General features: G+C 33.7%; 14 protein-coding genes. 13 read left to right on the top strand and 1 reads right to left on the bottom strand.

Translation table 11 applies throughout. From position 1 onward, the window contains the following. Positions 1–317 precede the first annotated feature (317 nt). The 10 genes from ACTB0X_RS10050 (at position 318) to ACTB0X_RS10005 (ending at position 10,040) form a co-directional block, all read left to right on the top strand. The gene (locus ACTB0X_RS10050) at positions 318–2,132 is read left to right on the top strand and encodes a helix-turn-helix domain-containing protein (RefSeq protein ID WP_463024885.1); all 1,815 of its coding nucleotides are present in this window, start codon (positions 318–320) and stop codon (positions 2,130–2,132) included. 6 nt (positions 2,133–2,138) lie between these two features. Continuing rightward, on the top strand, positions 2,139–3,374 hold the full coding sequence (locus ACTB0X_RS10045; protein ID WP_463024884.1) for an MFS transporter: 1,236 nt from the start codon (positions 2,139–2,141) through the stop codon (positions 3,372–3,374). Positions 3,375–3,710: 336 nt separating this feature from the next. Further along, complete coding sequence (locus tag ACTB0X_RS10040; protein ID WP_463024883.1) at positions 3,711–4,358, top strand: hypothetical protein; 648 nt, start codon at positions 3,711–3,713, stop codon at positions 4,356–4,358. Between the two features lie 295 nt (positions 4,359–4,653). After that, entirely contained in the window at positions 4,654–5,310 is a 657-nt protein-coding gene (locus tag ACTB0X_RS10035) for a hypothetical protein (protein ID WP_463024882.1), read from the top strand. Positions 5,311–5,539: 229 nt separating this feature from the next. Further along, positions 5,540–6,256, top strand: a complete 717-nt coding sequence (locus tag ACTB0X_RS10030; RefSeq protein ID WP_463024881.1) for a CPBP family intramembrane glutamic endopeptidase — start codon at positions 5,540–5,542, stop codon at positions 6,254–6,256. 216 nt (positions 6,257–6,472) lie between these two features. Next, positions 6,473–7,345, top strand: a complete 873-nt coding sequence (locus tag ACTB0X_RS10025) for an alpha/beta hydrolase (protein ID WP_463024880.1) — start codon at positions 6,473–6,475, stop codon at positions 7,343–7,345. Positions 7,346–7,557: 212 nt separating this feature from the next. Beyond that, a complete protein-coding gene (locus ACTB0X_RS10020) occupies positions 7,558–8,391 on the top strand; it encodes a T9SS type A sorting domain-containing protein (RefSeq protein WP_463024879.1) in 834 nt (277 codons plus the stop codon). Positions 8,392–8,459: 68 nt separating this feature from the next. Beyond that, positions 8,460–8,672 (top strand): hypothetical protein, encoded by a 213-nt coding sequence (locus ACTB0X_RS10015; RefSeq protein WP_463024878.1) that lies wholly within the window; start codon positions 8,460–8,462, stop codon positions 8,670–8,672. A gap of 170 nt (positions 8,673–8,842) precedes the next feature. Next, positions 8,843–9,277, top strand: a complete 435-nt coding sequence (locus tag ACTB0X_RS10010) for an ester cyclase (protein WP_463024877.1) — start codon at positions 8,843–8,845, stop codon at positions 9,275–9,277. Positions 9,278–9,416: 139 nt separating this feature from the next. After that, the gene (locus tag ACTB0X_RS10005; RefSeq protein WP_463024876.1) at positions 9,417–10,040 is read left to right on the top strand and encodes a CatB-related O-acetyltransferase; all 624 of its coding nucleotides are present in this window, start codon (positions 9,417–9,419) and stop codon (positions 10,038–10,040) included. 206 nt (positions 10,041–10,246) lie between these two features. On the opposite strand, the gene ACTB0X_RS10000 is transcribed toward ACTB0X_RS10005, so the two are convergent. Further along, positions 10,247–10,378, bottom strand: a complete 132-nt coding sequence (locus ACTB0X_RS10000) for a hypothetical protein (RefSeq protein WP_463024875.1) — start codon at positions 10,376–10,378, stop codon at positions 10,247–10,249. Positions 10,379–10,588: 210 nt separating this feature from the next. On the opposite strand from ACTB0X_RS10000, the gene ACTB0X_RS09995 reads away from it, so the two are divergent. From ACTB0X_RS09995 to ACTB0X_RS09985, 3 genes are read left to right on the top strand one after another with little or no spacing between them, the layout of a single operon-like run. Continuing rightward, entirely contained in the window at positions 10,589–11,041 is a 453-nt protein-coding gene (locus ACTB0X_RS09995) for a hypothetical protein (protein ID WP_463024874.1), read from the top strand. Positions 11,042–11,070: 29 nt separating this feature from the next. Further along, positions 11,071–11,562, top strand: coding sequence for an RNA polymerase sigma factor (locus tag ACTB0X_RS09990; RefSeq protein WP_463024873.1), 492 nt, complete (start codon positions 11,071–11,073; stop codon positions 11,560–11,562). Beyond that, a complete protein-coding gene (locus tag ACTB0X_RS09985; RefSeq protein ID WP_463024872.1) occupies positions 11,546–12,178 on the top strand; it encodes a hypothetical protein in 633 nt (210 codons plus the stop codon). Before ACTB0X_RS09990 ends, ACTB0X_RS09985 begins: the two co-directional genes overlap by 17 nt. Positions 12,179–12,497: the final 319 nt, after the last annotated feature.

The following is a 12,497-nucleotide window of genomic DNA, read 5'->3' as shown; positions in this document are numbered from 1 at the left end:
TTAAGTAGTAAAAGAGAGAGGATTATCAATGTTGTCGAAGTTTAAACTTCACTGTATATATTAACCTTAATTCTCTCTTTTGTTCTTTCTGATTATACTTTCAATTTAAGGATAATCAAACTTAAGAGGTATAAAGGCAATAGCGGTTTGGGTGTAAACTCAAACCGCTATTTGTATTAAAATAAGTATATTTCTATCGGAAAAGTAGGGGTGTTTAATCCGCTTCTGCTTTTAAACTAAAAGTTGTTGGCAATTAAATAAAAACCTCTAAAAATTCAATTTCAGTTCGTATTAGCCCTGATAAAGTATAGTAGTAAATGAGCGAACATCTACCCATATCATCATCTAATAAGTCTATTGTGGTACTGCCATTCGTCAACATGAGCTCTGATGTTGAAAACGAATATTTTAGCGATGGGATAACAGAGGAAATTATCAATGCCTTAACCACAATTAAAGGTCTAAAAGTCATTGCCCGCACTTCCTCTTTTGAATATAAAAACAAGAACATAGATGTCAGAACCATTGGTAGTCAATTGGGGGTAAGTACCGTTTTAGAAGGGAGTGTCCGAAAAGATAGTAATAGAGTTCGAATCACTGCACAGCTTATTGATACTATGGACGGCACTCACTTTTGGTCAAAGAATTTTGATCGAAATTTAGAGGATATTTTTGTCCTTCAAGATGAAATTAGTTTGTTGCTTGCTGACCAAATCCGGGAAAATTTTGGACATATCGAAATTCCATCTTCGCTCCATACAACTCGCGCTCAAAACGTCGAGGCTTATGATTTATGGTTGAAAGGGAGTTATCATTTAAAACGAAAGGATTTTGAAGACATTAAAGATGCAATGAAATTCTTCAAAGCGGCAATTAAAGTTGATCCGAAGTATGCAGAAGCCTATGCATTTTTAGGAGAAGCATATATTCATGCTTCGGCCCTCAATATATTACCCAATGAAGAAGGGAATGACTTAGCAAGAAGTGCCGCTAACAATGCCATTGAATTAAATGCAGAAAATGCAAAGGCACATATGGTGCTTGCTTATATTGAACTGTTTTCGGCTTGGAATTGGGATGCTGCCCTAAAAGAATACGACAAGGCCATAAAATATGGACAATCTGACCAAAATGAATTTATATCCTTGTACTATATATTTATCAAAGAGGACTTTGAACGAGCTATTCAAGTAGCCAAAAGCGAGACTGAAACTGACCCGCTTCATGTTCATACGCATTTTCAACTGGGCTTGACCTATTATTTTGCTCGACGCTTTGACGAGTCAATTCTTGCATTTAATAGAGCCTTGGAAATTGACCCTAATTATGCCGAGGCTCTTCGCTTTCGAGGATTGGTCAAAGCGTACTTAGGAAAATACAAGGAGGCTTTAAATGATGTTAACAAGGCACTGGAATTAATAGGAGGTTTAGGACTTGCTAACTTAGATCTATTGGTTGTGAAAATACTAATGGGTAAGAAAGAAGAGGTATTAGCTGTACTCGAAAAAACAAAGTACGTTGACTCTTCTGATCCTGCAATTTTGTACGCACTTTTAAATATGCCTAATGAAGCCATATTCCACTTAGATAAAGCATACGAAGAGCGCTCGGTTACGATGTGTACCTTGAAGAACTATTGGGTCTGGGATAATCTTAGGGATCATGCTCGGTTTAAAGAGATTTATGCCCAAATGAACTTTCCTCCTTCAATAAAAAAGAAGCATATTCTTGAACCGATAACCATAGCTAAAACCACCTTTGTCAATCCTTCATTATTAAATAAGAATGAAATAGCACACTACTTAGAACTCTTAGATCGGCTAATGAAAGAAGATGAGATATTTTTAGACTCATCGATTTCCTTGAGGCTATTAGCAGAAAAATTGGATATGCAGCCGAATAAATTATCGTGGTTACTCAATGAACAAATAGGTAAGAATTTTAATGAATACATTAACGCGTACCGATTGATCGCATTTAAAGAAAAAGCGCTAAACCCCAACAACAGTAACCTTACACTCTTAGGTTTAGCTTATGATAGTGGCTTTAACTCCAAAACAGTTTTCAATGCATTTTTTAAGAAAGTGGAAGGAATGACTCCAAAAGCATGGGTCAAATCTCAAAAAAAATAGAATCAAATGACTGACGATACTAAGCCGAAATTCACAAGGTATCAATTTCTTTTAGTCACCATCATTGCAGTCGTATTATTGACCATTGTATTGGACTATATGCTTACCTCTGCCTTGTCAGCGATACTACTTCCTGAACTTAAAATAACCACCAAACAGTTTGGCCTACTTGCTTCTGCATATCCTATTAGCGCAGGAATAACCGCTATATTATTATCGGGCTATGCTGATAAATTTGATCGAAAAAAACTACTGCTATTCTTTTACTCAGGTTTTTTACTAGGCGTTTTATTTTGTGCAAGTGCGCCTACCTTTAATATATTGATTGTTGCTCGAATTATTACTGGGACGTTTGGTGGTGTTGTTGGTCCCATTTGCTTTGCCATCATAGCTGATTTATTTAAAACAACTCAAAGAGGAAGGGCCATGGGAATTCTACAAATGGCTTCTGCAGGCAGTCAAATTTTGGGATTACCGCTAGCACTCTACCTAGCTTCTGAATGGGATTGGCATTTGGCTTTTGGGCTGATTTTACTTATCGGAATTATTGCCCTATTTCTAGTCGTTTGGAAAATTAATCCCGTAAATAAGCATCTATTAAAACCCATTAAAGTCAATCCGTGGCGTCATTCATTAAAAATAATCAGCAATAGAAATTATTTAGTTGTGTTTTTTAATAATACGCTCTTAGTAGCAGGTGATGTGATTTTAATGACATTTAGCTCTGCTTTTTGCACCAACAACCTTGGAGTAGGTCTTGATGATCTTCCCTTACTTTATAGTATCGCAGGGGTTTCTACTTTCATTTTCTCTCCTCTTATAGGACGTTTAACAGATAAATATGGAACACTCAAAATCTTTGTAATAGGAACAGTCATAACAATTTTGACGGTAGGGGTATTTACCAATTTTGGAATCAATCCTTTATGGACAGTTGCCGTCGTTCATACCTTCCTTTTTATTGGAATTAATGCAAGAAGTATCTCATCTTCTGCTATTGGCACAGTGGTTCCTGAAGTGGAGGATCGAGGTGCATACATGGCTGTTGATGCAGCAATGCAGTTGGCCGTTGCCGGTGCAGCTGCGATTCTAGCGGGTTATATTGTATTTCAAGCTGAAGATGGAATGATCAATAATTTTTCCACCTTAGGAATTGTAGTCATCTCATTAATGGTTTTGACGATTGGATTAATGGTTATTATCAATCGAATAGTAAAACGAAAGAATAATAAATTAGACTAAAGATCTGCCGCTTACCATTTTGTTACCACTCTAAAATTACCTTATATTCTAAGGTATTTAGCAACCCGATTTCCTAAGGTACTTTCACAAAACGAGCCAAGTACTAATAAGCATTACGAAGCAGCAAGGCTTAAAACTAAAGGTTTAAGTCTAATCAAATTTAAGCCTGTTTAAAAGGTTTCAAATTTTACGATTAAGTTCGGAATTACATTTCAGAACCTTTCCCCTTTCTTTTCTCTCCAAATTTGCATCGTCAAATCGATAAAGCAGAACAAATAATTATGTCATAATGATACTCTGTGAAAATCGAATTTAAAAACTTAAAACATAATTAGTATGAAAAATTTATTTGCAATTCTATTATTTTCTTGCACAATTAGCGCTTTTGCTCAAACTGATTCAACATTGGTTAAAGAAACTGAAGTTGATTATAAGTGGAGGGTAAGTACTACTTATATCATGACAGATCTTATCCTGGAAGATTGGAACAAGCGAACAAGTAACCAAATGATAGAGCTTCATGTAAAACGCAACCTAGATAATAAGAACATCTTAGGTGTGAAGTTTGTCACCTGGCGATTATTTCAACCTATGGGAATCACATGGTGGGATGGTATTTTGGATAAGTTAGAAACAGAAAGTGAATTCTATCCAGGATATTTGCGAGAAACAGGAATAGGCATAACATACCAGCGCATGCTATGGAAAGGACTATTTGCAACTATTGAAGTTGTACCGCAATTTCAAACCTATACGGATCTAGACGGTAATAAACTCGGAAATGGTTTTAAAGTTTATAACTCGGTTCATTTGGGCTACCATCTCGCATTTGGTAAGAAAAAACATTTTTTCATAGAACCACAGGTTCATTGTAACCAATGGATGTTTGATAACAACTCTCCTGATGGATTTAAGCAGTTGGACGATAAATGGAGAAACTACTTTCTTTTTGAGCCAAACCTTTACTTTGGGTGGAAATTTTAAACTTAGTCTGATAAGTCAGGATTGAAATTCTTGGCTTGTCAGAGGATAAGCACAAAAGAATAAATAGCCTATCCAGCAAAAGGGAAGACGTTTTACTTAGATATAAACGAGCAATTGATTGGAAGTATAATCGAGATTCATACCAAATCAATCATATAATACTGTAATAAAAATGATTCAAAAGGTGGTGAAAATAGAATACTGACTACAACACTATATAACGAATCATTGCCTCCTATCGGATGGTAACGATTGGTATATAAATTGTTAGCAATAAGCTATAAAATAAAAACTTATGAAATACAATTTGAAAAGAAGAAAAAGGTTGCAAAATTTGGTTGCTATTTCAACCATCTCTATTGGACTCTTCTCTGTTTCTTGTGAGAAACCATCTGACTCTTCAAAAGACACAGAAAGTGATTTAATAACGAAAATAAATGCTGTTCAGGAACAAGTGATGGCACAAGGAAATATGACAGAAGTAGAGGAACAGGCTCTATTAAGTTTATGCAGCATTGTGTCGCATGATGACGGTTTAGCAACTTATACTACTGACAAAAGTATGATATTAAAAGATGTTGAAATTGCCCCAGTCTATAATGGTTGTGAAGAACTCTCAATAGAAGAAACAAGAGAATGTTTTAATAATAAAGTATCGACATTTTTTAAGCGAGAGTTTAACTTGAGTGTGTCTAAAGATTTAAATCTTTCAGAACCAAAGCAAGTAGATGTGTTTTTTATAATCAACGAATCCGGAAACCTGACTGGCATGAAAGTTCGAAATTCAGAAGTAACCGTTCAGGCAGAAATATTAAGAGTGCTACGAAAAATGCCAATAATGAAACCTGCTACTCACAATGGAAATAGTGTTTCTGTATTATGTTCTATTATAGTAAAATATGGGAATAATGTAGAAGTTGATGTTGTTTATATTCCTGAAAGACCTGATTAATCTTTAACAATACTAACTAAAAAAGCCAGTTGCCAACAATGGATCTAAGTTATTGCTTGTCCTCGCCTACTTTGGAAATTCCGCAGGAATTTCCAACTCGTTGTGTACCTGCCTGCCGGCAGGCAGGCTTGCAAAGTTAAGTGCCAAACCACGTAAATACTCATAGCCTAGAACGTTAGCGAGCCTTGTAGTAAATACAAATAATTTCAATGATTTAAGGTGAAATATTATGTTAAGATTGAACGAATTTATATTGCTTCTATCAATAGTTGCTTTTACCATATCATTAGTTTTTGTAAATAGTTGGGCAAATGGAATTGTGATTTTTGACAACTTATCTGCATCGATAAATAAGCAAATTTTATATCAAACAACTACTCTGATTGGCACAACTATCTTTTTATTCATCTTATCGTGGAATAAAAGAAGAAATTTCCAAGAATTTTTTCGAAAAGGGAATATTTCTGCTGAGGTGTTGCCTGAAAAATTAGTTGGAATAAAGCCGAAACCAAATGAGAATTGGTTTCATTTAGGAAGAGATTTTGCAATAGTCATTTCCGTAGTAACGGCTATTATTATTTATTTTCAGCTCGTTAGAGAAAGTGAAATTTCAATCGTGAGTATAATAAAAATTTTGCCTTTCAGTATTGTTTTTGCCTTGTCCAATTCCTTTGTCGAAGAAAGTATTACCCGATTAGGTGTTGTGGTGGTGCTAAAAGGTAAACTAAAAGACAAGCTTATACCATTCGTTTCGGCACTTATATTTGGCACAATTCATTATTGGGGAGACCCGGGTGGATTAATGGGTGTAATAGTCGCTGGATTTTTAGGATGGTTGCTGACGAAATCAATAATTGAAACAAAAGGTCTTTTTTGGGCGTGGTTTATCCATTTTTTACAAGATGTGATTATTTTTTCTGCACTATTAACAATTATACCTGAATAAACAACGACTCGCTAACATTGCATATAAGCTAAGGTGGACAGAATGATAAAGTAAGGGTATACAGCTTTTAACAAAGTTCGATTTAAGCGCTACATCATAATTCTTATTGAAATAAAAATAATGAAAAATACATTTTTAGTAATAGGCTTGATACGATCAATTAGTCAGGTTTTTTTGACAAAGAACAATGGATTCGAAACAACAAAATAACAAGGATTGAAACTGAAATCATTATTTAAGTCCGAACATGGCAAGAAAGAAATACTTCGACTGTATGACAATAAACTAGAAAGTCTAGGTATTGATTGTGAATACAAAACCATATCTACCCAATTTGGTCACACCAATATTATCGTTGCTGGAAACCCAAGAAACCCACCTATTATAATTGTTCACGGTTCTAACGGGTGCGCCCCAATCGCTCTCGAAACCTATAAGGATTTGATTGATTCTTTCTCTGTATATGCAATAGATGTATTGGCTCAACCAAATAAAAGTGCAGAAACACGTTTGAGTTTGAAAGATGATTCATACGGCAAATGGATGAATGAATTAATTGATAAGCTCGAATTGAAGGATGTAATACTAGCAGGCTTCTCTTTCGGTGGACTCGTAATTCTCAAAACACTAATCAATAATGAGAATAAAATAAAGGAAGTTTTTCTTTCAGCACCTGCGTATGTCGTGAATGGAAATCCAATTAAAGCACTGATTAAGTTCTTTATTCCGATGAAGCGTTACATGAAAACAAAAAAGACTAAATACCTCAAACGTTTTTTAGACGCTGCCTTTACGGAAAAGGATGATTTTGCACAACAAAGTTTGGCCTTGGTATTCACTCATTTCACAATGGATTTTACGCCTCTACCTATTATTAAATCAAGTGAGGCATCAAAAATTCAAACGCCCATAACACTGATTGCTGCAGAAAATGACATTATTTTCCCTGGTAGAAAAATGATAAAACGCGCGAAGAAAATCTTTCCATCTCTAAAACACACTATGTTATTGAATAACTCGAAACATGTCCAAAACAAGAATGATAATTCAGTAATCGCATCTTTAATTATGAATAAAGGAGGAGTATAAAATTCTAAGCGAAGTAAAACCGAATATGTTCCCATCATAAAAAAGTAAGCTGTATGAAAACTCAAAACAAGTCCAAAACAATGTTAAAAATGTAATTATTGAGAAAGTGATCATGAAATAAAATGCATGACAATAATATATACTGCCACTCATTTTTCATTAATCCCTAAATAACAATGCATTACCAAATAACAGAAACAATGATTATCCCAATGAAAAAAAAATACCTATTCCCTATTATTATAAGTTTATGCTTAATAGGAACAAAAGCTAAAGCTCAAAATGTAGAAGACTTCGAGAGTGAGCTCCTCAATTCTACTTCATTTACAAACAACCTGCAATTATTTACTATTGCCAGTAATACGGTAGGAGACTCCTTCAAAATATCGACTTATCCCAATTCTGGTTGGAATGGTCATTTAATTGACCAAAAATTCATTGATAACACAATTGTTGATTCTGATAATGATGGAACTTCATTTATAATATCTACAGCAGACGGTGCAGATATCGCTATAAAGAGTCTCTATTTTTTTCTATCTACTTCTTCTATCACCAACACGACAAACTCAACATTAACGATAGAAGGGAAAAAAGATGGGACTACAGCATATGTTATAACAAAAAACTCAGGCTTTTCAAATGTAGAAACTTTTAGCCCTTGTAATGGATACACTTTTATTGATTTTTCTATTGAAAGTGGTTCAGATCATTCAAATACACTTATAGATGAGTTAATCTTTACAACCACAAATGACGGAGATTATATAAGTTTAGATGCTTTTACTTGGAACAATAAGCCGTTATCTATCAATGATTTTGATGGATTGACAACTGTTAAATTATTCCCTAATCCCACATCAGATTTCTTTGAGGTGGACGGATTGAGTAAAACCGAGAATTACGTTATTTATAATACGATGGGATCCAAAATAAAAAGTGGAAGGATTATTCACAATAAAAAAACTGACGTAAAAAACTTTCAAAGCGGAACCTATTTTCTAAAATTTGAAAATGGAGGTACAATTAAATTCATAAAAAAATAACTTACTTCAATAGCTATAAATCCCAGAAATAAAAACATTATACATCTATAAAAATAAAATTTAATCAAATGAAAAATAAAACTGAATTAATCCAACTATTAACAAGAATTCAACTTATAAGCAGTATTGTTTGGGCTACAATAATGATTGCTTCCGGCTTAGTTCTAGGAGGATTTTACAGGAAAAATAGCCTAATACTTATCGGGGGTTACCTGGTTGAATTTTTACTTATAAGTTCATCTAAAAACAAGCTAAAGAAGGCTAAACAAGAAGAAATATAATAAAGTAGTGCGAGTTTATAAATTATAGAGAAATCTAACTGTCAAGATAGCGCTTTTTTGGAAAAGGAAACTTTTAAACAATCCCATGAATAGCTTTAAATCAGGAATTAGAACATCTTGATTAATCGATAGAATTTTCAGAACGTTAATTAATAAAAAAAGACTTAATAATGATGGACAAAGAAACTTTCCTACGGGATTTTATAAAAGATATTTGGAATAAAAAGAATTTTAGAAAAGTGGAACAGTATGTTCATCCTGAATACACCATTTTTCTTGACACGGGTGACCCTTGGGAAGGAAAAACTTTATCTCATTCTGAATTTAAAGAGCGATTGAATTATTCATTCAACTCATTTCCTGATATGAATTTTGAAATAACATCAGCAATTCCTGAAGAAAATCACGTTGCTATTACTTGGGTTTTAACCGGTACAAATCTTGGAAAGATTGAAGAATATCCGCCAACTAGGAAGTCTATTCATACAAAAGGCCTATCAATTTATCATTTTAAGGATAATTTTATTAATGGACACACTCAAATTTTCGACAGAATAACTGTTATGAAACAATTAGGATTTATGCAAGATTTGATAACTGAATAGTTGGATATTGAGAACCTCTACAAATAATAGAAGTGATCACAAAGTGAATAATTTAACGTAATATGAGCCTTATAGAAAATTTGAAAAAACTCTCCGAAAAAAAGTAAAAACAGATCAACATATCCATTAAGAAAAAATTATGACAGGTCCAAACAAGAACACTAAATTTCCGCTTGCCAATTATAACAGGCTCTGCTTCTTAAAGAATATTGTTACCAATCCTAACATTATTATTGGGGACTACACCTACTATGATGATTTTGAAAATGTAGAAAATTTTGAAAAAAATATAAAATATCATTTTGACTTTCTTGACGACAAACTCATTATCGGAAAGTTTTGTATGATTGCTTCAGACGTGAAATTTATTATGAATGGAGGAAACCATTTGACCAATTCACTAACTACTTATCCTTTTGCAATTTTTGGTAATGGCTGGGAAAAAGCAATGGAAGGAAAATCTTACCCTCATAAAGGAGATATTAATATCGGTAATGATGTTTGGATAGGTTACAATGCAACAATAATGGCAGGAGTTACAATTGGAGACGGAGCAATTATTGCCACAAATGCAACTGTAATTAAAGATGTTGAACCTTATACTATGGTTGGTGGAAACCCAGCACACGTTATCAAAAAGCGATTTTATGGAGATGTAATTAAAAGGCTATTGGAACTAAAATGGTGGAATTGGGATATTGAAAAAATCACGAAAAACATTCAATGTTTAACAGATAATGACTTTGAAAAATTAGCCGATTAAAACGTGCAACAACATCAGTTCTCTGAAGATGATTGGTTAACATTATTAATTAACAATCTAAGTAAATTAAAAGCCCCGATATTAAGAAAGCTGATAAAATAGCTAGACTGAATAACCCGCAAGAGATGATTTATTTTACTAAGTAAAAACCTCAAAAAGGAAAAGGCAGGTTTCACTAGCTGCCTTCAGGTAAAAAATAAATCCGGTTAGGAGGTTGCAAATTTTTCGTGCTTCCCAATTTTAGGAACCTCATCCTTCAATATAGCTGTAACAAATTCAAACAGTTGAAGAACGTTACTTTCGTCTGCATTCCAATGTTCGCCTTTAATAATTTTCACTTTCAAAATCGCTACCTCTTTGTCATCGACTCCACCTGAAAAACAGGCTGCTACTCCAATATTTGGATATTAACTCCTTATCTTTTGTTAGTTCGGCCTTACCAGATAAGGATACATAAACTTGCTCTGAAGGACATTTTTTTTAAAAAATATTTTAATGGGGTGTAATAATCTTTGACTTTAGCCACTAACCAAGAAAAGATTAAAATTATGACATTAAAAAAAGCACTAGACTATTTTGAAAATTTAGTTTCTAAAACAAGTAACAAGTCTGAAATCAAGATTTATAAAGAATTCATTCGAATTTTGACCAGGTTGAATGAGAGAGAATTATCCGCTTCTGAAATTAAAGCCTTAGAGAGCGAATTGAAAAGGCTCAATCTAGACTCTACAATTGCTCACAATAAAGGATATCATAAAAAAGCACTTATGCAATTTGAAACATATTTGAAGGATTCTTTTTTCTTAACTACTAAAGGGTATTACACCAATCGAGGTCTTGCATTAGGAATGATATTCGGATTGCTTCTGGGAATTGTATTTTTATCTCGTTTTGAGCGGTCTATGGGCATTGCACTAGGAATATCACTTGGCATGTTTATCGGACTATTGATAGGAAGGAATCTAGATGCAAAAGCTTTGTTATCAGGAAAACTGATTTAAAATTGTAAATTAAGGTTTTAAATAAAAAAGTGAGCAACGATTTTTATACTTCCTCTATTCATCCTTATTCAGGAATAATCATAAAGATATGCAGGGCGTATACTGATAATCAGGAAGATTTCGAAGATTACTATCAAGAGGTGTGCCTACAAATTTGGAAAAGCAGAAATAACTTTAAAGGGCAATCTGAATGGTCTACATGGGTATATCGGATTTCGTTGAATGTTAGCATGACATTACTGAAGAAAAGAAAAAACAACCAACAGTATGCTGCTTCTGACCTCTTGGTAGAAGAAGTATCCGAAGAATCTCGTGCTTTTGCAGATGAATCGCTGAATCAGCTTTACCTTGGCATTCGGCAATTGTCAGAAGTTGACAGGGCAGTAATTCTACTTTATCTAGAAGAAAAATCGTACCAAGAAATTGCAGATATAATTGGCACTAACCCAAATAATATTGGGGTACGCATTAAACGAATTAAGGAACGACTAAAAAAAATATTAGATGGAAAAGTCAATTGAAACCATATGGAAGGAAGGGTTCCTAAACAGAGAATCTTTAATCGCTCCAAAGGTAAATAACCTTTACGACAAAAAGTCGTTGCACATTATGGCTAAATTCAAGAAGATGTTCTTGAATAACATATGGGGCATTATAATTGGCTCTTCCCTCTTATTTATTGGCGCCTACTTTGCAGGGGCCTTAATTGCCGGCAGTGTTGTCTTAATAATGATGCTGTACGTTGCCTATACCGCTTACAATGATTTGAAGAACTTAGAAAAAATAGATAAAGGACAAAGCAGTTATTTATTTTTAAAATCATTCAAATTATGGATTGACCAATCTATTGAGCGCTACGGTAAAATGTACCGAGTAGTATACCCAACTCTCATTCTTGCATTCTATTTTGGAATATGGTTTTCAGATAGTTTAACTGACGTTCGACAAAAGGTTAGTGAACAAAGCGACCTGTTTTTTGGGCTTCATCTCGGTACCACTATTTTTGTTCTGACTTTTGCGTTATTGATGAGTATTTTCAGCAAGTACATACACCGTAAAGATGTAAAGACTATTTATGGTGGAATAATGAATAAATTAGACTCATCCCTTGCAGAAATGGAAGAGTTGAGAGATTGAGAAATTTATCTTATTGCTAGAAATGATGATAATACCGTCATAAGGCTAATGTTGATAAAGCTGAAACGATCATTAAATCATTTTCAGAGGAGAGCAGCCGGCAATAAATAGTCTTTTTAACACAAAGACTATTTGCAACCAAATACATCATTATTTCAGCGCAAATTAAATGATGGATAAGAAATCCATAGCTGTACTTCCTTTTGTTAATAGCAGCTCAAGCAGAAAAACACAATAATTATTTTCTTTTCGAGCCTAACTTATACATAGGCATCAATTTAAACTAAAATTAACTGCTAGAACAAAAAGATAATCACAT

It is taken from the genome of Acidiluteibacter sp. (assembly GCF_055129545.1).
Note: the sequence above shows the minus strand (reverse complement) of the source record. Positions and strands in the feature narration are given on the sequence as shown.